The 21,966-nt window shown below is 72.1% G+C and carries 14 protein-coding genes; 4 read left to right on the top strand and 10 right to left on the bottom strand.

The genetic code is table 11. From position 1 onward, the window contains the following. Positions 1-105 precede the first annotated feature (105 nt). Genes ACWD4A_RS08420 through ACWD4A_RS08410 form a run of 3 tightly spaced genes read right to left on the bottom strand, consistent with a single transcriptional unit; the run spans position 106 to position 4,239 of the window. Complete coding sequence (locus ACWD4A_RS08420) at positions 106-1,872, bottom strand: non-ribosomal peptide synthetase (protein ID WP_451191049.1); 1,767 nt, start codon at positions 1,870-1,872, stop codon at positions 106-108. Beyond that, positions 1,869-2,906: a TauD/TfdA family dioxygenase gene (locus ACWD4A_RS08415; RefSeq protein ID WP_451191046.1), complete on the bottom strand. Its 1,038-nt coding sequence runs from the start codon at positions 2,904-2,906 to the stop codon at positions 1,869-1,871. Before ACWD4A_RS08415 ends, ACWD4A_RS08420 begins: the two co-directional genes overlap by 4 nt. Positions 2,907-2,946: 40 nt before the next feature. Then, positions 2,947-4,239 carry an MFS transporter gene (locus tag ACWD4A_RS08410; RefSeq protein ID WP_451191043.1) on the bottom strand — a complete coding sequence of 431 codons (1,293 nt, stop codon included), beginning with the start codon at positions 4,237-4,239 and terminating at the stop codon, positions 2,947-2,949. A 248-nt stretch (positions 4,240-4,487) separates the two neighbouring features. Between ACWD4A_RS08410 and ACWD4A_RS08405 the strand changes: the two genes are divergently transcribed. The 3 genes from ACWD4A_RS08405 (at position 4,488) to ACWD4A_RS08395 (ending at position 10,667) form a co-directional block, all read left to right on the top strand. Further along, a complete protein-coding gene (locus ACWD4A_RS08405) occupies positions 4,488-8,489 on the top strand; it encodes a Pls/PosA family non-ribosomal peptide synthetase (protein WP_451191039.1) in 4,002 nt (1,333 codons plus the stop codon). Next, positions 8,486-9,148 (top strand): BPL-N domain-containing protein, encoded by a 663-nt coding sequence (locus tag ACWD4A_RS08400; protein WP_451191036.1) that lies wholly within the window; start codon positions 8,486-8,488, stop codon positions 9,146-9,148. Before ACWD4A_RS08405 ends, ACWD4A_RS08400 begins: the two co-directional genes overlap by 4 nt. A gap of 115 nt (positions 9,149-9,263) precedes the next feature. Beyond that, on the top strand, positions 9,264-10,667 hold the full coding sequence (locus tag ACWD4A_RS08395; RefSeq protein WP_451191033.1) for a M1 family metallopeptidase: 1,404 nt from the start codon (positions 9,264-9,266) through the stop codon (positions 10,665-10,667). A gap of 42 nt (positions 10,668-10,709) precedes the next feature. Here ACWD4A_RS08395 and ACWD4A_RS08390 read toward each other — a convergent pair whose 3' ends face one another. After that, entirely contained in the window at positions 10,710-11,153 is a 444-nt protein-coding gene (locus ACWD4A_RS08390) for a hypothetical protein (protein WP_451191030.1), read from the bottom strand. 159 nt (positions 11,154-11,312) lie between these two features. On the opposite strand from ACWD4A_RS08390, the gene ACWD4A_RS08385 reads away from it, so the two are divergent. Beyond that, positions 11,313-11,825: a GNAT family N-acetyltransferase gene (locus tag ACWD4A_RS08385; protein ID WP_451191027.1), complete on the top strand. Its 513-nt coding sequence runs from the start codon at positions 11,313-11,315 to the stop codon at positions 11,823-11,825. Between the two features lie 8 nt (positions 11,826-11,833). Here the strand turns inward: ACWD4A_RS08385 and glsA are convergent, their stop codons facing one another. The 6 genes from glsA to ACWD4A_RS08355 all read right to left on the bottom strand — a co-directional run bounded on the left by glsA (position 11,834) and on the right by ACWD4A_RS08355 (position 21,886). Continuing rightward, positions 11,834-13,483, bottom strand: a complete 1,650-nt coding sequence (gene glsA / locus ACWD4A_RS08380; RefSeq protein WP_451191024.1) for a glutaminase A — start codon at positions 13,481-13,483, stop codon at positions 11,834-11,836. A 328-nt stretch (positions 13,484-13,811) separates the two neighbouring features. Next, positions 13,812-14,147 carry a hypothetical protein gene (locus ACWD4A_RS08375; RefSeq protein WP_451191021.1) on the bottom strand — a complete coding sequence of 112 codons (336 nt, stop codon included), beginning with the start codon at positions 14,145-14,147 and terminating at the stop codon, positions 13,812-13,814. A gap of 181 nt (positions 14,148-14,328) precedes the next feature. Then, positions 14,329-16,353 (bottom strand): family 43 glycosylhydrolase, encoded by a 2,025-nt coding sequence (locus ACWD4A_RS08370; protein WP_451191018.1) that lies wholly within the window; start codon positions 16,351-16,353, stop codon positions 14,329-14,331. A gap of 86 nt (positions 16,354-16,439) precedes the next feature. Further along, positions 16,440-17,828, bottom strand: coding sequence for a hypothetical protein (locus ACWD4A_RS08365; RefSeq protein ID WP_451191139.1), 1,389 nt, complete (start codon positions 17,826-17,828; stop codon positions 16,440-16,442). Positions 17,829-17,959: 131 nt separating this feature from the next. Beyond that, on the bottom strand, positions 17,960-19,480 hold the full coding sequence (locus ACWD4A_RS08360; RefSeq protein WP_451191015.1) for a peptidoglycan DD-metalloendopeptidase family protein: 1,521 nt from the start codon (positions 19,478-19,480) through the stop codon (positions 17,960-17,962). A 189-nt stretch (positions 19,481-19,669) separates the two neighbouring features. Next, positions 19,670-21,886 (bottom strand): MGH1-like glycoside hydrolase domain-containing protein, encoded by a 2,217-nt coding sequence (locus ACWD4A_RS08355; protein ID WP_451191012.1) that lies wholly within the window; start codon positions 21,884-21,886, stop codon positions 19,670-19,672. Between the last annotated feature and the right edge of the window lie 80 nt (positions 21,887-21,966).

Below are 21,966 nucleotides of genomic sequence, written 5' to 3'. Positions count from 1 at the left end.
GTTCGGTGGAGGTGGTTCGGTGGGGGTGGTGCGGGCTCGGGTTTCCCCGGCCCCGCCGGATGGGGGAAGGGCGGGGCCGGGGAGGACGGGTGCCGCCGGGTGCGGCTACGGGGTGAGGGTGGTGATGTGCCGGGCCAGGTCGCGGAGGCTCGGGTGCCGGTAGACCTCCTTGACCGGCATGACGATGCCGAGCTGCTTCTTCAGCCGGGCGACCACGCGCAGTGCGAGCAGCGAGTGCCCGCCCAGGGCGAAGAAGTCGTCGTCGGCGCCGACCTGTTCGCGCCCGAGGACCTCGCCCCAGACCCCGGCGATCAGGGTTTCGAGCTCGCCCTCGGGGGCGATGTGCCCGTCCGCCGGAGCGTCGCCGGGGTCCGGCAGGGCGGCGGTGTCGACCTTGCCGTTCACCGTCAGCGGCATGGTGTCGAGTCCGACGTACGCGGAGGGGACCATGTACGGCGGCAGGGCGGCGGCCAGGTGGTCGCGCAGTGTGTCGGGGGCCGGGGAGGTGCCGTCGGCCGGGACGTAGTAGGCGGCGAGCCGGTCGCCCGCCTCGGCGTCGTGGTGGACGGTGACGGCGACGGCCCGGACGTCCGGGTGACCGGCGAGGGTGGTCTCGATCTCGCCCAGTTCGACCCGGTAGCCGCGGATCTTGACCTGGCGGTCGGTCCTGCCGAGGTAGGCGAGGCTGCCGTCGGGCAGGCGTCGCACCTTGTCCCCGGTGCGGTACATCCGCTCGCCGCGGGCGAAGGGGTACGCGACGAAGCGCTGTGCCGTCAGCGCGGGGTTGCCGACGTATCCGTGCGCGACGCCAGGGCCGGCGAGGTAGAGCTCGCCCGCGGTGCCGTCCGGGAGTTCGGCGAGGTCCTCGCCGAGCACGCGGGCGACGACGCCCGGCAGGGGACGGCCGATGTGCGGCTCGGGGCCCTCGATCCAGGCCGTCGTGGCGTCCACGGTGCACTCGGTCGGGCCGTACAGGTTGACGGTCTCGATCTCTCCGCGCTCCCGTGCGGCGGCCAGTTCCCGCCAGGTGGCCCGCGGTACGGGCTCGCCGCCCATGAACAGCCGCAGGGGACGGCCGCCGATGGCGGGGGCGAGCAGGCTGTCGCGCAGGAACTCCCAGTGGGAGGGCGTCAGATCGAGGTCGTCGACGCCGTGCTCGTCCAGCAGCGTCCGCAGCTTCGCGGGGTCCGTGCGCTCGGTCTCCCCGATGACGACGATGGTGTCGCCCCGGCACACGCGGACCCACTGCTGTACGGACGCGTCGAAGGAGATGCTGGCGTTCCAGGCGACGACGCGCGGCTCGGCGTCGTACAGGCCGGCCAGTTCCAGGCCGCTGATCAGGGACGCCACTCCCCCGCGGGTGGTCTGGACGCCCTTGGGGGCGCCGGTCGAACCGGAGGTGAAGATCACGTACGCCGGGTCCCGCGGGGTGGCCTCGACGGGCGTGGCGGCGGCCCGCGTCGCGTCCCTGCCCGGCAGCGGGAGGGCCTCCACGCCGGTGGGCCACGTGGTGGTGGTGCTGCCGTTGCCGGTGAGTACGGTGCGGACGTCGGCCCGCTCCACCATGTAGGCGAGGCGGTCCTTCGGGTAGGCCGGGTCGAGCGGTACGTAGGCGGCACCCGCGCGCCACACGGCGAGCAGGGCGACCAGGAGGTCCGCGCCGCGGGGGAGGCTCACCCCGACGCGGTGTCCGGGTCCGGCTCCGCGTGCGGTGAGCAGGGCCGCGATCCGGGCCGTGCGGCGGTCGAGTTCGGCGAAGTCGAGGTGGTCGGTGCCGTCGACCACGGCGAGGCGGTCCGGCGCGGCGGCCACCGTGTCGTGGAAGCGGGCCAGGGGGTCGAGGAGCCGGGTGAGGGCGTTCGTGGCGCTCATGCCGTCCGCTCCACCTGTGCGGCGGGGGCCACGGTCGGGGAGCAGTCGGTGAGTTCGACGGGGCTGCCCATGGCGACGACGATCTTCCGGTCGCCCCGGAAGGGGTCGCGGCCGTGGCTGGTGAGGACGTTGTCGACGAGGAGGACGTCGCCGGCCTGCCAGGTCTGCCGGACCGTCGCCGCCTCGTAGGCGGCGTTGATCAGGTCGAGCTCCTCGCGGGTGAAGGGCAGGTCGTCGGCGAAGTCCGTCTCGAAGGGCAGCCCGTCCGGGCCGAACTCGTCGGTCAGCGCCTCCCTGAGCTCGTCGTCGAGGGACCAGGAGCTCCAGAACGCGAGGTGGTTGAACCAGACCTCGGCACCGGTCTCGGGGTGCCGGATGATGCCGGGCCGCAGCTGGGCGGTCCTGAGGTTGCCCTCGTCGTCCCAGGCGCAGGAGATGAGGTTGTCGGCGCAGTACTTCTCGACCTCGGCGCGGTCGGTGGTGGCGAAGGCGTTCTGCCAGCTCACCGAGATGTGCTCGGAGTAGTGCCGGGTCAGGGACCAGCCGTGGGCGCGCATGCGGGCGACCAGGCCGGCGGGGAGCCTGCGCAGGACCTCCCGGCAGTCCGCGACGGGGGTCGCGCCGCCCTCCTCCGGGGCGGTCAGACAGGCGAACATCAGCAGCCCGGGGAAGGTGAGGGTGTAGCTGTTCTCGTTGTGCATGCGGATCGCCTGGGCGGGCGGCAGGTCGGTGGACGAGTAGACGTCGTTGCCGAAGCTGCTGCGCGGGGTGGCCTTCTCGCGGTAGGGCGTCCGCCGGGGCAGCAGGACGTCCCGCACCAGCGCGAAGTCCTCGACGCTCCGGAGGGGCAGTCCGCGCAGGTAGAGGGCGCCGTGTTCATGGAGTTTCGCCCGCAGGCCGGTGTCGATGCCGGACAGCCAGGCGCACGCTTCCTCGATGGTGTCGAAGTGCGGGACGTCGGTGGTGGCGGGCTTGCCCTCGGCGAGGTGCCAAGCCGGTGTTCCGGTGCTGCCGGAGTCAGGAGAATCTGTCATCTCTCCACGTCCTTTTCCTAGGGTCGACGGCATTCGGGGGTCAGGCGGTCCGTAGCACCGTTTCGGGCAGATCGCGCTGTTCCCTGATGGGCGAGAAATAGAGGATGAGCGCGCTCAGCGGCAGCATGACCGTCAGTGTCAGCAGCGCGGGGCGGAGCCCGATCACGGTGCCGAGCGCCCCACCGATGACGGCGCCCAGCGGCATGGTCCCGTAATTGAGGAATGCGGAACTCGCGGAGACGCGGCCGAGCACCCCGGGCGGACAGTAACGCTGGAGGAAACTCGATTTGATGACGTTTCCGGCCACTATTCCGGTGCCCACGGCGGCACTTCCGACGACATACAGCAGGAGACCGGCACCGGACGCGGTGAGCGCGATGAGCGGGGCGAACGAAAGCAGCCCCAATTCGAAGAGGAGAAGTGCCCGTCCGGTGCCGATCCGGTCGGCGGTCCGCCGTACCACGAGGGTGCCGAGGACACCGCCGAGCCCGCCGATCGAGCCCACCACCCCGATCGTTCCGGACGACAGGCCGATCTCCCGGAAGAGAAAGACGACCGCGATGGACTGATAGGCCGTCAGCAGGAGGTTGGCCGTCGCCCCGAAAAGGGTGAAGCTGCGCAGATAGGAGTCGCGGGCGACCAGCCGGAGCCCTTCCCCGATCTCCCGGAGCAGTGCGCCGCGGGTGCGTTCCACCGGTTCGGGCGGCGGCTCGGGCCTGCCGATGCGGGCCACGCAGACGAAGGAGACGAGGAAGGTGACGGAGTTGGCGAGCAATCCGCCGACCGCCCCGGCGAGTTGGGCGATGATGCCGCCCGAGCCGACGCCGATCAGCCGGGCCGCCGAATCGCTTCCGTGCAGCTTGGCGTTGCCCTCGGCACGGTCCGCCGGCGCCAGCAGGGTGGGGAGGTAGGCAACGTACGCGGTCTCGAAGAACACCGCCGCGGAGCCGGTGAGCAGGGCCACGGCCATCAACTGGCCGATGCTCAGGACGCCCAGCCAGGCCGCGACGGGGACGCTGGCGAAGAGAACCAGGCATATCGCGTCGGAGGCGAGCATGATGGATCTCCGCCGCATTCTGTCCACCCAGGCGCCGACCGGAAGTCCGATGACCAGCCAGGGCAGCCAGGTCGCGGCACTGAGCAGGCTCACCACGAGGGCACTGGAATTCAGGGTGGACACCGCGACCAGCGGAAGCACCAGGCCGGTGACCGAGGCACCGAATGCCCTGGCGGTTTCGCCGTACCACAGCAGCCGGAAATCCCGGTGCCGCCGCAGCAGCCCCCTTTCCGTGTCCTCCGCGCGCCGTTCGCACTGCCGTAATTCTTCTGTCATTTTCGGCAGCAGCTCCTTCGGCACGGATTCCACAGGCGAGTGCCGGGGGCTCTCCCTGCCCGGCATCGGCCATGCTGCCCGAGGCCGTTCAACGTCCGATCGACGTCGCATCTACGTGCCTGTACCACCCGCAATCCGTGCGGTTTCCGGGAAATGCGGTTACGGAGCGGGAAAGGCCGACGGCGAAGGCGCGCCGGCCGGCCGGGCCCAGGGATGCGATCACTCGTGATCGGCGCTGCCATGGAGGCATGGCCACGAACGGGCCGCGCGTTCCGGGCGGGGCGCCGCCGGGCGGAGCGGGCAGGCGGCTGCACGCCGTCTTCGAGGCCACGTGCGACCGCGTGGCCTCGAAGACGGCGCTGGAGTGCGGGCCGCACCGGCTGACCTATGCCGAGCTGGACGCGCGCGCCAATCGGCTCGCCCACCACCTGCGCGGGCTCGGCATCGGCGAGGGGTCACGGGTGGCGGTCCTGGTGCCGCGCTCGGTGGACATGTACGCGTCGCTGCTCGCGGTGGGCAAGGCCGGCGGTGCCTTCGTGCCGATCGACCCGGCGTCGCCCCCGGACCGGGTCGGCTTCATCACGGACGACGCCGCCGTCGACGCGGTCCTGGCCGCGTCCGGCACCTCGGCGGCGGTGGCGGGGCTCTCCTGCCGTGTGGTCGACCTCGACGCGTGCGCGCACGAGCTCGCCGGGCGGCCCGCCACCCGCCCGCCGCCCGCTCCGGCGGCACACGGCCTGCGGGACCCGGACCCCCTCGCGTACATCATGTACACCTCGGGTTCGAGCGGCAGGCCCAAGGGTGTGCAGATCGCCCAGTCCAGCATCCGCAACTTCCTCGACATCGTCCCCGGGCTGTACGACGTGCGGCCGGACGACCGGGTGCACCAGGGCATGACCATCTCCTTCGACTTCTCCATCGAGGAGATCTGGCCGACCTGGACGGTCGGGGCCACGCTCGTCGCGGGCCCGACCGGCTCCGGGCGGTTCGGCGCCGAGCTGGCCGATTTCCTGGAGAGCCACGGGATCACGGTGCTGTACTGCGTGCCGACACTGCTGGCGACGATCCCCCGGGACCCCCCGCGCCTGCGCAGCATCCTGGTCGGCGGCGAGGCCTGCCCACAGCGGCTGGTCGAGCGGTGGAGCAGGCCGGGGCGGCGCATCCTCAACACCTACGGGCCGACCGAGGCCACCGTCACGGCGACCTGCGGGGAGCTGCGGCCGGGCCGGGCCGTGACCATCGGCAGGCCGCTGCCCACGTACACGGTGCTCCTGCTCGACGAGCAGCGCCGTCCGGTGCCCGACGGCGCCGTGGGGGAGATCTGTATCGGCGGCCCCGGTGTCGCCCGCGGTTACGTCGGGCGGCCGGAGCTGACCGCCGACCGGTTCGTCGAGCACCCGCTGGCGCCCCCGGGCAGCAGGCTCTACCGCACCGGCGACCTGGGCCGGACGACTCCGGACGGGGAGATCGAGTACCTGGGCCGGGCCGACGCCGAGGTGAAGGTCCGCGGGCACCGGGTCGACCTCGGCGAGATCGACAACGTCCTGCTGGAGGACCCCGGCGTCGCGGAGGCGGCCACCGCGCTGACGGCCCCGCCGGGCGCGGACGGCACCGGCGGCGAGCTGTCCGCCTATGTGGTGCGCACGGCGGACGGCGGGAACGACGACGCCCTCGTCGCCCGGCTGCACGAGCACGCGCGGCGCAGGCTCCCCGCGTACATGGTGCCGTCGTTCCTGGACGTCCTCCCCGAGCTGCCGGTCATGCCGAGCGGCAAGGTGGACCGGGGGCGGCTGCCCGCCCCGACCGGCCGCCGTCTGGTGGACGGCGGCCGGGTGGTGACCGCCCGGGGCGGGCTGGAGACCCACGTCAGGGACGCCTGGGCGGAGGTGTTCGGCGTCGCCCCCGAAACCCTGTCGGTGGAGGCCGACTTCTTCACCGACCTCGGCGGCCACTCCCTCGTCGCGGCCCAGGCCGTGTCACTGCTGCGCGGCCGGGGCACCGCCACGGACCTGACCCTGCGCGAGCTCTACGCGCACCCGACCGTGCGCGGCCTGGCGACGCGGCTGAGCGCGTCGGCGGGCACCGCGCGGCCGACCGCGCCGCCCCGCCCGGAACCGCTCCGCCACGGCCGCCGCAGGATCGCGGCCGCGGGCACGGCACAGGCCGCCGCGATCTACCTGCTGCTGCTCCTGCTGACGCTGCCGGTGTCCTGGGCGCTCACCCGGAACGACGGCCGACTGTCGCCCCACGATTCCCCGCAGCTCGCGATCAGCCTCCTGCTCAGCTACTTCGGTGTGCGCTGGATCGCACCGGCCGTCCTCGTCCGCCCTCTGAGCATGGGCATCCGGCCGGGCCGCTACCCGCTGTGGGGCCGGACCTACGTGCGGCTGTGGGCGGTGAACCTGCTGCTGGGCGTCAGCCCGCTGCAGGTGCTGAGCGGCTCCCCCATGATGGCCGCCTACCTGCGGCTGCTCGGGGCGCGCGTCGGGCCCCGGGCCACGATCGCCACGAGCATGCTCTCCCTGCCGACGCTGCTGCGCGTCGGCGGCGACTCCGCCGTCGGCTACGGGGTCTCGCTGCGCCCGTGGCGGGTGGCGGACGGCTGGGTGACGGTCGCCCCGATCGAGATCGGGGAGCGCTGCTACGTCGGGGCGAGCGCGGTCCTCGAACCCGGCGCCCGCATGGGTCCCGGGGCCGGTCTCGGCGAGCAGTCCGTCATCGGCCAGGGTGACGTGATTCCGGACGGGGCCCGCTGGGCCGGATCGCCGCCGCGCCCCGTCGACGCGCTCGCGCCGGGCGTGGAGGCCATCCTGCGGTCCCGCGGCGGTGGCGACGGGTGGCGGGCGCGCCACGTCGCCGCCGCGCTGTGCGGTCTGGCGTTCCTCGAAGGCGCCGTCGTCGCGGTCCTCCTGCCGAGCATCGCGCTGGTCTGGTGGGCCCTGCTGAACTGGGACAGCTGGGCCGGGCTGCTGGCCGCCGTGCTGTGCGGCCCGGTGTTCGTCCTCACGGTCTGCTGCGTGGTCGCCGCCGGCAAGCGCCTGGTGCTGCCCCGGACGCCCGTGGGCGTCCATCCGCTGCGCTCCTCGCTGGGGGTGCGCAAGTGGGTGGCGGACAAGCTGCTGGAGTTCAGCCTCATGTACACCAACTCGCTCTACGCCACCCTCTACACCGTCCCGTGGCTGCGGCTGCTCGGCGCGCGGATCGGCCGGGGCGCCGAGGTGTCCACCGCCTCGCATCTCGACCCGGACCTGCTCACCCTCGACGAGGGGAGCTTCGTCGCAGACATGGCCAGCATCGGTGCCGCCACCTTCGCCGCCGACCGGGTGGCCTTCGGCCCCACCGAGGTGGGGCGGCGCGCGTTCGTCGGCAACGCGGCGTTCGTCCCGGCCGGCACCCGGCTGGAACCCGGCTCTCTGGTCGGCGTGGGGACGGTCCCGCCGCGGGAGAGCGTCCCCGCGGGCACCTCGTGGCTGGGCTCGCCCGCCTTCCACCTGCCGGTGCGGCAGAGCAGCGGCTCGTTCCCCGAGGAACTGACGTTCCGGCCGACCCGCAAGGCGGTGCTGCACCGCCTCGGTGTCGAGTTCTTCCGCACGACGATGCCCTCGTCGGTGCTGGTCTGCAGCGCGTACGCCTATCTGCTGGCGCTGTCCGGCCTGGTCCGTCTCTCGGACGTCGTCGCGGTGCCGCTGTTCGTGTCGCCCGTCCTGCTGATGGCCGCGGGGCTCGCGGCGATCGCGTACTGCGCGGTGGTCAAGCACCTGGTCGTCGGGGTCTACCGGCCGCGGGTCGAGCCGCTGTGGAGCCGGTTCGTACGGCGCACCGAGTTCGTCACCGGCCTCTACGAGGCGGCCGCCGTGCCGGCCGGGGTGGGCACCCTGACCGGGACCCCGTTCCTGCCGCCCGTGCTGCGCTGGTTCGGCGCCAGCATCGGCAGGCGTGCCTGGATCGGCACCACCTACCTCACCGAGTTCGACCTGGTGCGGGTCGGCGACGACGCCGCGGTCGGCACGGGGGTGTCCCTGCAGACGCACTTGTTCGAGGACCGGGTGATGAAGATGTCGACGGTGACCGTGGAGGCGGGCACGAGCATCGGCACCCGGGCGATCGTGCTCTACGGAGGGGTGGTCGGCGAGGGCGTCTGGCTCGGCGCGCTGTCGCTGCTCATGAAGGGCGAGTACCTGGCGCCGGGCACGAGTTGGAGCGGCATTCCCGCCCAGGGCCTGGTCCACGAGGCGGTGAGGACGCGGTGACGCCCCGCCCGCTCGCGCTCGTCTACCGGGGACCGGCCGCGCTGCCGGGCTGTCCGGAGGCGGTGGCCGGGCTGCTCGCCGCCGGACCCTGGGGCCTGGACGTCCGCTACACCGGCCCGGACGGGGAACTGCCGCTGTCGGCCGGCTCGCTGGCCCACGCCCTGGTGTACGCGCAGCCGGGCGGCGGCACGCTGTCCCGCGCGTACCGGCGGCTCAGGCGGGAGCGCACCGCGATCCGCGACTACGTCCGGGGCGGCGGCCGCTACCTGGGCTTCTGCCTCGGCGCCTACCTGGCCGGGGCCACGCCGGGGTTCGCCCTGCTGCCCGGCGACACCGACCAGTACATCCGCTCACCGGGCTGCACGGTCCACGACGAGAGCGACACCCTGGTGGAGACGCGGTGGCGCGGCGAATGGCGCACCCTCTTCTTCCAGGACGGCCCGTACTTCGTCCTCGACGCGGGGGCCGACGCGACGGTCCTGGCCACCTACCCCAACGGCACGCCCGCCGCGCTCGTCGCACCGTTCGGCGCGGGCCGCGTCGGCGTCGTGGGCCCGCACCCGGAGGCCACCGACGACTGGTACGCCGACGCGGGCCTCCCCGTCCACCGCACCCGGGACGTGGGCCTGGACTTCGTGGGCGCGGTGCTGGAGGAATGAGCGCGCGGACCCGCCCGCCCGGTAATGCGCCAACTCCCGGTTCCAGGGCCCGAAGTGGACCACGAAAGGGGACACTACTGCTCAAGGAAGGCGCCCTCTCGCGGAAGGACGGCCTGTGAACGCGATCCGTGGCTCTCTCGTCTCCCTCGCCCTCGTCCTCACCCTCACCGGCACGACGGCGGCCATACCCGGGAGCCGGCCACCGGACCGGCCCGCCCCCGGAGCCCCCGGCCTCGGCGACCCGTACTTCCCGCTGGACGGCAACGGCGGGTACCACGCGCTGCACTACGGGCTCGACATCGGCTACGAGCCCGCCGGCGCCCACCTCGACGGCCGCGCGGTCATCACCGCGCGCGCCACGCAGGCCCTCTCCCGCTTCGACCTCGACCTGTCGGGGCTCACGGTCCGGTCCGTGCGGGTGGGCGGCTCCCCCGCCGCGTTCCGCCGCGACGGACAGGAGCTGATCATCACACCGCGCAGGCCGCTGCGGCGCGGGGAGGTCTTCCGGACGACGGTGACCTACGACGGCACGCCGCAGGCGGTCAACGTGCCGGGCGATCCGTTCGACGGCTGGAACATCACCGACCACGGCGCGTTCGTGGCCGGTGAGCCGCAGGGCAGCCGCACCTGGTTCCCGCTCGACAACCACCCCTTGGACAAGGCCTCGTACGACGTCACCATCACCGTCCCCGAGGGCTACACCGCCGTCTCCAACGGCACCCTCACCGATCTGCGCACCCGGAGCGGGCACAGCACCTTCCACTGGCACAACCCCGAACCGATGGCGGGCTACCTCGCCACGGCCACCATCGGGAAGTTCCGCACCGAGAGCTACCGCACCCGCGGCGGGCTGACCGTCTACAACGCCGTGGACCCCCGCGAGGCGGCCGCCTCCGCGCCCGTGCTGAAACAACTGCCGGAGATCATCGAGTGGGAGAGCGGTCTGTTCGGCCCGTATCCGTTCGGCGCGGCCGGGGCGATCGTGGACCACGCACCGCAGATCCCGTACTACGCCCTGGAGACCCAGACCAGACCGCTCTACTGCAAGGCGCCGACCGTCGTCACGCTCGTGCACGAGACGGCGCACCAGTGGTTCGGTGACTCGGTCAGCCTCACCCGGTGGCAGGACATCTGGCTCAACGAGGGCTTCGCGACGTACGCGGAGTGGCTGTGGGCCGAACAGCACGGCGGCCTCACCGCCCAGCAGGCCTTCGACGCCGCGTACGCCAGGCCCGCGAACGATCCGGTATGGGCCTTCCCGCCCGCCGTCCCGGGCGACTTCACCCATCTCTTCGACGCCCCGGTGTACGACCGCGGGGCGATGGCACTGCACAAGATCCGCACGCTCGTCGGCGACCGCGACTTCTTCCGCGTCCTGCGCGCCTGGGCGGCGCGGCACCGCGACGGGCACGGCACCACGGCGGAGTTCACCGGTCTCGCCCGCGCCCTCTCCCACAAGGACCCGGGCCCCACGGTCGCCACCTGGCTCTACGGGCAGGGCAAGCCCGCGCGGCCCTGAGCCCGCCGGGCCCGCGCCGACCGGCGGGCCCGTGCGGGCGGCTCAGCCCAGCGGATAGGTCTGCGACGGCCCCGAGCCGGAAGGGCGGTCGCCGAGGTAGGTGACCTTCAGACGGGAGAAGTACGGGGCCTTGCCGTGCGGCCGGGCCACCGGGCGGTACGTCTCCACGCTCACCCGGTACGTGTGGAACCTGCCCTCGGCGCAGGACGGAAGGCAGTCGTTCACCACCTGCTGTCCCGTGCCGTGCCCGGCGTGGTCGGTCCAGTCGGTCCAACCGAGTCCGCGCAGGCCGTTGTTGCCGTCGGCGCAGCTCACCATGTATTCCCGCGGGCGCACTTGATCGTGCCGCAGGCAGTCGACGAGGACCGGGGTTCTGTGAGGGACGGCGGGTACCGGGGCGGTGTCGCCCGCGTGCGCGGGAACTGCGGTGGTGGCGAGCGCGGCGGCGCAGAAGGCCGCGCCGACGAAGCGGCGGCTGGACGACAAGGGTCGTGTCCTCTCGGTGCGGGGCGTGCGGGCCGGACGGAAGGGTGTATGTGGCCGGACATGTCACGTACCCGGCCCGGGGCGCCGCTATCCGGAACGGCCCGGCTCCCGTGCTTCCGGAGGCCACGGACTTGCGCGGCCTGCCGCCCGGGAAAGACGATGCCTTCTGTGATCCGACTCGCCAGACAAGAGGAAATCCCCCGCCTCAGGGACATCGAGAGGGCCGCCGGAATACTGTTCCTCGACGTCGGCATGGTGTCTGTCGCCGAGGACGAACCCCCTGCCGCGGAGCTGCTCCGGGAGTACATCGACGCGGACCGCGCCTGGGTGCACACGGACGGCGACGATGTCCCCGCCGGTTATGTCATCGTCGACCTCGTGGACGGCTGCGTGCACATCGAGCAGATCTCCGTGGACCCCGGGCACGCCCGGAAGCGCATCGGGGCGGGGCTGATCGAGCACGTCGCCGCCTGGGCGGAGCGGCGGGGCGCCGCGGCGCTCACCCTGACCACCTTCACCGAGGTCGCGTGGAACGGCCCGTACTACGAGCGGCGCGGCTTCCGTGCCGTCCCGGACGCGGAGCTCACCCCGGGCCTGCGCGACATCCGCGCGGCGGAAGCCGCCCACGGCTTGGACCGCTGGCCCCGTACCTGTATGCGCCGCGCGCTCTGACCGTCCGGCTACGGCGCCCCCGAGGCCGTGCCGGGTTCCTCGGCGGCGCCGGCGAGCAGTTGGGCCAGTTCCTGGTGCCCGAACCGGTTGGCGTCGTCCAGGGGTGTCCCGCCCCAGCGGTCCACCGGTCCCGGGTCGACCCCCATGGCCAGCAGGAATTCCACGATGTCCCGGTGCCCCTCGGCGGCGGCCAGGTGCAGGGCGGTGCGCCCGTCGTAGTCGGCCGCGCCGAGGGGGACGTTGCAGGCGGCGAGGCGGCGGATCTCGTTGAGGTCGCCCTGGCTGGCGGCGAAGCACAGCCCCACGATGCCTTCGATCGCGCTCTGCTGACGCCGGAGCCGGGGGTCGCGCTTGCCGCTCCCCGCGCCGGTGCCGGTGCCGGTGAGCAGGTCGTAGGTGTGGACGTTGTAGCAGTCGACCAGGCCCCGGCAGACCTCGATCCCCCGCACCGAGTTCCCGTGCTCGTCCAGCCGGGGCGACCAGATGGCGATGCCCATCAGCTGCGGCACGACCAGCATCAGGGCGCCGGAGACCCCGCTCTTGGCGGGCAGGCCGATGGTGAAGGCGAACTCGCCGGAGAAGTCGTACATGCCGCACGAGGACATCAGCGACAGGCAGTGGCGCACCGTCCGGGCGGAGAACACGGGGTCCTCCGTCAGCGGGCACACCCCGGCATTGGCCAAGGAGGCGGCGGCAACAGCCAGTTGCTGGGCGTCGACCTCGATCGAACAGCACTGGAAATAGAACTCCAGGGAGGCCAGCAGGTCGGTGCCGGGCGGAAAGGCACCGCGTTCCCGCATCGAGTAGCCGAGCGCGAAGTTGCGGTCCGCGGTGTTGCGCTCGGACAGATAGACGGAGTTGTTGAACCCGACGCCGCGCCCGCCCGCGAGCCGTTTCCAGGTGTCGGCCACGAAGTCGAAGCGGTCCGCGGCGTCCAGGCCGCGCTGGATGAGCGCGCAGCTCATGATGGCCCCGGCGTTTATCATCGGGTTGTGCGGCAGCCCGGCCTTGTTGAAGGTCAGTTCGTTGAAGCCCTGCCCGCTCGGCTCCCGTCCCACATGGCGGTGGACGGTGTCGGGCCCGTGCTCCTCCAGGGTGAGGCAGTAGTTGACGGTCTTGGACACCGACTGCAGGCAGAAGTTCACGTCCGCGTCGCCGATGGAGAAGCGCTGCCCGTCCACCGTGCACACCGAGATCGCGAACTGGTCGGCGTCCACCCGCGCGAGCTGGGGGATGTACTCGGCGACGGCGCCCCTCCGGTCGGCGCGGACCTCGTGGTAGATGCGCCGGAGGTCGTCCACCAGCGCGGGGAAGTCGGGGACCGCGAGTTCCCCGCGGGCGGCCCGCTCGATGATGCCGCGGTTGCGCTGGGTGGCGGCGGCGAACTCCGGCGCGGCCAGCAGCCACGGTTCTGCCGACGGCGGGACGGGGCGGGCGCGGTCCAGGTTGGCGACGGTCTCGGCGATCCTGGGGTCGTCGGGCAGGATGCCCGTCCGGCGCAGCACTTTCAGCAGCCGGTCGGGCGAGAGCCTGCCGGGCGAGCCCTGTTCGAAGCAGTCGAAGACACCCCCGTAGGTTTCTCCGCCCTGGTGCGGAACGGTCCCGGGCGCCGCGGGGGAAGTGTCCGCAGGCCGCTTCCCGGTCTTCGCAGCAGCCAAAGAACGCCTCCGATCGACCCGTTACGGACAGGGCCTCGTACGCCTCCGCCCATGCGTCGGGAGCGCTCCCGGCCGACGGGGTGCGGTGTCCCCGGAAATCCCTGCCGCACCGACGATTCCCGGCCACCAGCGGCGAAAACCAGCCGCGGCGCGACCGGCGCGCCCGGCCTGGTGGTGCAGTTGCGCGTATCAGGGCGCTCCGCTGCGCGCGCGCCGTACGCCCGCACAAGGCTCCGGCGCGCGCCCGGCGCCCGTCCGCTCCGGACCGGGCTCCTCCGCGCGGCGGCCGCGTCCCTGCCGACCGGGGTCGGCAGGGACCGGCTTCACTTCAGCACGCGCGCAGACCGGGGGCGGGGTCCTGCCCGGTGTTCACGTCGACAGCCGGGACGTTGCCCCACGCACCGTTGTCGAGCAGCGTCCAGTACCAGATGTCGTTGCCGCCCGGGTGCGGGTCACCGTGACCCCAGCACTCGAACCAGCTGAACGCGCTGTCGAGCGTGCCACGGACCGCCGAACGGTACGAGCGGTCCGCGTACCCCCTCGCGCCGGCTCTGTTGCCGCAGTACAGCCTGCCGTCGGAACGGACCCCGCACTCCGCCCTGACCGCGGCGGACCGATGGTCCGGGGCCCCTGCCGCGGCATGGGCCGAGGCCGGTGCGACCACCGCGAGAAGCGAGGTCGCGACGAAACCACCCAGAAGAGAAACTGTCCGAGGAGCATTCATACCCGGCTCATGCCCAGCCTGCGCTGCAGTCACACTGCGCACTCCGAGCGGGCGCAGAAACATCAACTCGCCCTGCTGCGGCCCGACTTCACCGACAACACGGGCGCCGAGCGCACCGGCCTCAGTATGCGGGACTGCCCGACGGTACGGGCGCGACCACGCGATCGCCGAACTCGGTCCACGGGCGCCAGCCGTCACCGGGCCGTTCCTGGACGCGGGTGCGCATCCGGCCTTCGGCGGTGACGGCGAAGACGTGCATCCGTCCGGTGGTGTCGACCGCTGCCGTGGGTGTGGCGGCGAGCAGGACGCCGGGCGCCTCGAAGTCATCGCCGGGATCCCAACTGCCGCCGGGTGCGGTCTGTCGGCGGCGGCCGAGCCGGGCCCCGCCGGGGGACAGAGCGAAGGCTTCGAGCCTGCCGTCGGCATCGGGGGCGAGTGCCGGGGCCGCGGCCGTCAGGCCGAACATCGGTTGCCAGCCGTCCCAGCCGCCGCTCGGCACGGTCTGGCGCCGGTGGTACGCGGCCAGGCCGGACGGGGCCGTCGCGACGACGGTGAGCCTGCCGCTGCCGTCGCGTGCGACGCGCGGCGCGGTGCCCGCCGCGGTACCGAAGCCGCTCCACTGCGCCCAGGATCCGTTGGGGGTCTCCTGCCACCGGTGGTAGATGCCGGAGCCGCCGGGCGAGAGGGCGAAGACCTCCAGCCGTCCGTCGGCGTTGGCGGCGACGACGGGCGGCGCGCCCGCGGGTCCGCCGAAGCCGCCGTCCCACGCGTCCCAGGCCGGTGATCCGGGCGAGTGCTGCCGTCGCCGGGCGATGGCGGTGCCGGCCGGGCCCAGCGCGAAGACCTCCAGTCCGCCGTCGGCGTTACGGGCGACGGCCGGGGCGGCGCCCGCCGCGCCACCGAACTCCTCCCAGTCGTACCAGCCGCCGTCCGGGCGCTGCACCCGGTGGTGCAGGGCGGCACCGTCCGGGGCGAGGGAGAACACCTCCAGCCTGCCGTCGGTGTTGCGGCCGAGCGTGGGAACCGCCCCGGCCGGTCCGCCGAACGGCTCCCATGGCGACCAGGTGTCGGACTGCGGGTCGAGTTGGACACGTCGCAGCAGTGAACGGTCGCTCGCGTCCAGTGCGAACACGGTCAGCCGGCCGTCGACATCAAGCCCGGCCACCGGGTTGTCGGGGCTCTGCCAGGGCGGTGGCACGTCCCGCCACTGCAACGGGGCCAGGTACAGCCCCTGCCGGAACCAGCCCGCGGCACTCGCGTGCCATTGCTGTCCGTCGGTGACCACCTCGACGGCGTGACCGGGCACATGGCCCGCGTAACCGTCGAGGCCGAAGGCGAACGGATTTCGGGACGCGAACACGTCGGTGCCGTCATAGCCGTTGCGAGGCCCGATGAACAGGTAGTACCAGCCGTCCCGCTCGACGACGAAGGGTGACTCGGTGACCGATGCCGTCGCGGTGGTGGTCGCGTCGGTGAACGCGATTCCCGGTTCGCTCCAGTGCATCAGATCCCCGGAGCGCCGGAAGGCCACCACGTGCCGGCCGTCCTGGCCGGACAGTTCGGTGTAGTACATCACCCACTGGCCCGCGATCCTCACCACCATCGGATCGCGCGCCACGCGCCCCCGGAAGAGCGGGCCGGCCGGGACCCGCGTCCAGGTGAACAGGTCGGTCGAAGTGGCGAGGTTGACCGCGGCACCGCTCCGGCCGCCGGCGGCGTAGAACATCCAGTACGCGCCGCCCGTCTCGATGACGTGCGGCGCCCACAGGTGTTCCTCCCCGAAGTAGGCGGGGTCGACGGTCAGCGCGTCGGGGTGTGTGGTCCACGGCCCGTACGGGTCCGGGGCGGACGCGTGGGCGAAGGAGACCTCGGCCGCGCTGTCGGGGGCCTGGCCGGGAGGCGCGTCGGCACCGACGATGCCGAACAGGTGCCACCGGTCGGCCGCCTTGATCAGTGTGTGATCGTTGAGGTAACGCTGCCCGCCGGGGGTGGAAGGGTCGTAGACGTGCGCGAAGGGCCCCGCGCCGATCCACCGGTGGGGCGGGGGCGGCGCGGCGGAGGCGGCCGCGGCGCCGACCCCCAACAGCGCGAGTGTGCCCGCCGCGGCGGAGCCCTGGAGCAGACGGCGTCTGCTGATCGGATGCATGCGTTCTCCGGGAGATGCGCCGTGGCCGGCCAGGGCTGGTCGCCTTGGCCGGCCACGGGTGTCGAATCATGTGATGGGGGGACCGGTCATGTGACGGGAGGACCTGAGGTGCTGTTGACCCAGATCCATTCGGACCAGGTACTGAAGCCGGTCTGCCACCGGTGGTAGACCCCGGCCTGACTCGTACCGAACACCTCGATGCGACCGTCGGCGTTGGCGGCGGCGTTGATCTCGGTGCCGCCCGTGCCGAATTTGTCCCAGTCGCTGTACGGGGCGTTCAGGCCCTTCTGCCAGATGTGCATGGCGGCATCGCCGTTGATGGCGAAGACCTCCACACGCCCGTCGGGACTGCGGTTGCTGGTGAGCTGGGAATTCGCGGGACCGCGCGTCGGCTCCCAGCCCGACCAGCTCGTGGCATTCGTCTGGTACCTGTGGAACACCCCCACCGGACCGGAGGCGAACACCTCCAGGCGGCCATCGGCATTGTGGTCGACGGTCACATCATGACCACCACCGCCGAAGTCCTCCCACTGCGACCAACTGCCATTGACAGTAGTCTGATACTGATGCTGGAACGTGCTCCCGTTGAGAGCGAACACCTCAAGACGACCGTCGACAGACTTCTCCATCTTCACCCGGCTGCCCGCGGGACCGCCGCCCGAAGGCTCCCATCCCGACCAACCACCGTTGGGAGCGGTCTGATACCGGTGGAACACACCCTTCGGCCCCGAGGCGAATACCTCGATACGGCCGTCGGCATTGACACCGGCAGCCACGCCGCTCCCGCCCGTACCGAAATCCTCCCAGCTCGACCAGGCACCGGACGGAGCCAGCTGATAACGGTGCTGGGCAACCTGGCCATTGACCGCGAACGCCTCCAGACGACCGTCCGCATTCGGCGCGATCGCCAGCTGGGCATTACCGGGACCACCCAGCTTCTCCCACTCCGACCAGCCACCGTTCACCTGCGACTGCCAGACATGATGCACACCGTCCGCACCCGCCGCGAACGCCTCCAGACGGCCATCGGCCGACCGCCCGGACACCACCCGGCCCGACTCCACCGGATACACCAACGGCGCGGGCCCGGTGCCCGGGTTCCCGAGGCGTGCCACCGCGGCGCGGGCCTCGTCCATGTGCCGCAGTTGAGCGCCCTCCTTGTATGTCGACCATTGCTCCCAGTTCCGCCCCCCGTTGGAGATGCGGTACGCCGCATTCGCATTGCACTGGGCCTCGTAGGCGCAGGCGTCGTCGACCTCTTTGTGCCAGTAGTCGTTGATCTGCCACAGCCCGCGGTCTCTCGACGTGTTGGGGTAGTTGCCCGTCGTGTTGGACGCGGACGGGTTGCAGCTGGACTCGGCCAGGGCGACGGCGACGGCGAGTTCCAGGGCCTGGCCGCGCCAGCCCGCGTTGTAGCCGACCTGGGCGCACAGGTCGCTCGCGTCGGCCTGCGCCGGTGAGGCGCCGCCGACCATGCCCGCCGCGACGAGCAGCGAAGCGAATACCGACAGGACGATACGGTGGGAAGCGCGTCTTCTCGGCGAGGTCGTTCTCGCTCGCCGGGAGCGCTGAATTCTTGTCAACTTCTGCCCCTTCGGATGACGAGTCATTTGATGGGGGGTCCGGAGGTGCTGTTGACCCAGACCCACTGGGACCAAGTGCTGAAGCCGGTCTGCCACTTGTGATAGACCCCGGCCTGACTCGTGCCGAAGACCTCGATACGCCCGTCGGCGTTGGTGGCGGCATTGATCTCCGTCCCACCGGTGCCGAAGTTGTCCCAGTCGCTGTACTGGGCGTTCAGATCCTTCTGCCAGATGTGCATGGCGCCATCACCGTTGATGGCGAAGACCTCCACACGCCCGTCAGCGGTACGGTCGCTGCTGAGCTGGGAATTCGCGGGACCGCGTGTGGGTTCCCAGCCCGACCAGCTCGTGGCATTCGTCTGGTACCTGTGGAACACCCCCACCGGACCGGAGGCGAACACCTCCAGGCGGCCGTCCGCGTTGTGGTCGACGGTCATATCATGGCCACCGCCGCCGAAGTCCTCCCACTGCGACCAACTGCCATTGGCAGCGGTTTGGTACTGATGCTGGAACGTGCTCCCGTTGAGGGCGAACACCTCAAGACGACCGTCAGGAGCCTTTTCCATCTTCACCCGGCTCGTGGCAGGGCCACCGCCCGAGGGTTCCCAATTCGACCAGCCACTGTTGGGAGCGGTCTGATAACGGTGGAACACACCGGTCGGGCCCGAAGCGAATACCTCGATACGGCCGTCGGCGTTGACTCCCGCGGTCACGCCGCTCCCGCCCGTGCCGAAATCCTCCCAGTTCGACCAGGCGCCGGACGGAGCCAGCTGATAACGGTGCTGGGCGACCTGGCCGTTGATCGCGAACGCCTCCAGACGACCGTCCGCATTCGGCGCTATCGCCAGCTGGGCATTGCCGGGACCACCCAGCTTCTCCCACTCCGACCAGCCACCGTTCGCCTGGGACTGCCAGGCGTGATGCACCCCGTCGGCCCCGGCCGCGAACACCTCCAGACGGCCGTCGGCCGACCGCGCCGATACCACCCGGCCCGACTCCACCGGATACACCAACGGCGCGGGCCCGGGACGCCGGCCCGGTATGCAGGGTATGGTCACGCCGCGTTCCTGGAGATAGGGAATGGGGTCGATGCCATGGTTCATGCTGGTGTCGCGCCGCACCCGCAGGTGGAGGTGCGGCCCGCTGGCCTGGCCTTCGGCACCCATGAGCGCGATGCGCTGACCGGCCGTCACCCGGTCTCCCACGGCGACGTCCCGCTGGTACATGTGCCCGTACTCGGTCACCGTTCCGTCGGGGTGCAGGATACGGATCCACTGGCCGTAACCATCGGCAGGTCCTGAGTTGATGACCTCGCCGTCGCCTACGGCGAAGATCGGCGTGCCAAGGGCGTTGGCGATGTCGATGCCGTCGTGATCGCGGGATCCGCCATAGGGATCGGAGATGAAGCCGGCCGTCGGGCACGAGGCGGCGTAGCCGGCTGTTTGGGCCGCGGCGGCCGGGGACGTGGTCACCAGCGACGGCAGTACGGCGACCGACGCCGCGAGAACAAGGCGCAGCGCGCATCGGGAAAAACCATGAAACACGTGGCGTTCCTCCCCTCTTGGGGGCATATCAGGGTGGACGAGTGGGCGACGAGTGCGGTCCGTCGAGCGACGGGCTCACGCGAACCGGCGAGTGGAAGGTAGCCACGGCTGCCCGGCGAGGGCATCCGGAACGCTACGGGCTGACAGCGGCCACCGGGCTCGGATAGGGGATCGCCGGTCTCGTCCCGGCTATCGCCCCGCGATCAGCGGCAGCAGCAGCGCCGCGGACCAGCTGAAATTGGGCGAGCTGAGGGCGGTTCCGCTCAGCGGGTCGTAATTCTCCATGATCGGTCCGTCGCCGAGCAGACCGGCCGCTCCCCCGGTCAGCCTCGCGGCCAGCGCGTCCGCGTCACGGCCGAATCCGTAACGGCGCATACCGGCGATCGCGAAGTACGCCTGGTCGAGCCAGACGGGGCCGCGCCAGTACTGCCGCGCGGCGAAGAACGGCGAGCTCCTGGAGACCGTCGGCAGGGGCATCGCGGTGGCGAACTCGGAAGGATCCAGGAGTCGTTCGCGTACAGCGGCGGCCTGCGCCCGGGTCGCGACGCCGCTCCACAGCGGGATCACACCCTCGATCCCCCTCCCCCGGTCCGTCAGCCGGGCGCCGGAGCCGAGCGCGGTGTCGTGGAACCAGCCGGTCGCCGGGTCGTACATCCTCTCCCGTACGGCCCTGCCGGTGGCGGCCGCCCTGGCCCGCCAGCCGTCGGCGGCCGTCCGCTTCCCCAGCTCCGCGGCGATCCGGCCCAGATGCTCCTGGTCGACGGCGAGATAGGCGTTGAGGTCCACGGACTCCTGGGTCAGCGAGTAGCCGGTCACCCGCCCCGAGCCGTCCCGGTTCGGCACGACCGAGGTGCCCGACGCGGCGTCGAACCGGGGCGCGTCGTCCATGCCGCTCTCCCAGGCCGCGGCCAGCCGCTGTTCCCCGGGCGAGCCGTTGGCGGGGTCCACGGTCGCGCCGTACTCCGCGAGCCCGTTGTGGTCATGGTCCCGGTTGCGGTACCACCACGCCTGGTACGCGGCCAGCTTCGGGTACACCTCCCGCAGGAAGTCCTTGTTCCCGCTCCGCTCGTAGACCTGCCACACCGACCAGGCGCCCAGCGGTGGCTTGCTGTTCCGCTCGTTCCAGTTGGTCCCGCCCCGCCGCGGGTCGTTGTAGAAGACGGCGTCCGGGATCATCCCCGCGTCCTGCGGGCGGGTCGTGGAGCCGGGACGTATCTGGTGATCGAGCACCGAGCGGATCTGCGCCTCGGCGAGCCCCGTGTCGAAGCGTGCCGTGCCGACCGCCTGCTTCCAGGTGTCCCAGGCCCAGAAACCGCCCGCGAACCACTTGTACGAGAGGGACGGCGTGATCCCGTCGTGCGCGAGACTCCCGGCGGCGCCGCGCCAGTTGGTCACCAGCGTCTCCAGCGCCTTGACGGCGAGCCGCCGCCGGCCGGCCGGCACCCCGGCGGTCACGCCGTCGACGTACCCTCGCCAGCGGGCGTCGGCCGCCCGGACGGTCCGTGCCGGGTCGGCGAGCACCCGCCGTGTCCCACCGGCTTCCGCGGTGCGCTCGGCTTCCGTGAAGGTGTAGCTCTCGGTCCAGTCCAGGGAGCGTGCCGCGCCGGGCGCGAGGGTGAAGGGCGCGGCCAGTTCCGTACGGTAGGAGTCCCCGTCCCCCGACACGGTCGTACGCACCGGGTCCCGGTGCCGGACCTCGAACCGTTCGGTGCCGTCGGTGAGGAAATCGTCCGCCGCGCGCACCTTGGCGAAGTCGACGGCGACGCCCCGGGGCACGACGGCCAGCGAGGGCGCCTGCCTCATGGGCGCCTCGGCGGGCCGCAGCAGACTTCCGGCCCAGTCGGCGCCGAGGGTGCGCGGGATGCGGCCGGTGTTGCGCACCACGGCCCCTACCAGCGCGGTGCGGTGTGTCGCGTACCGGAGCTCAAGGGTGAGCCGGAGGCCGCCGCCGAGGTCGTAGGCCTGGACCAGGGACCCGGGCCGGGAGGTGAAGCGCGGCGGGCCGCCGCCGGCGAGGTCGAGCGCGCGGCCGTCCTCGCTCAGCCGGATGCGGCTGAAGGAAGTGCTCAGCCACCAGGGGTACTCCTGCGCGATGTAGAGGGGGCCGGTGAATCCGCCGTAGCCGCCCGGGGCGTCCGCCGCCGGCAGGGCGTAGGCATGCCAAGCCCCCCGGTCGGCGAAGACGTTGATCGGGTTGTTGCCCTTCTCGTCTCCGGGGAGTGCCGCCGTCGGGGCGCCCCGTAGATCGAGCACGTCGTCGTAGCCGTTGCCGGCGCGGTCACGGTCGTAGTCGTGGTGCAGGTAGACCGTCCGCCGGGGTGGGGCGGCAGCCGTCGGCTGGGCACAGGCTGCGGCCACGGCCAGGAGGAGAGCGAGGGCGAACAGGGCGCACGGGCGCGGGCGCATCGGCGAACTCCAGTTTCTTCCCACGGCGATCCCCCTCGAATCGGCTGGAGACCTGCGGCCTGCACGCCCCCGCCCGGGCG

The sequence above is a fragment of the Streptomyces sp. NPDC002537 genome, from assembly GCF_053594975.1.
Note: the sequence above shows the minus strand (reverse complement) of the source record. Positions and strands in the feature narration are given on the sequence as shown.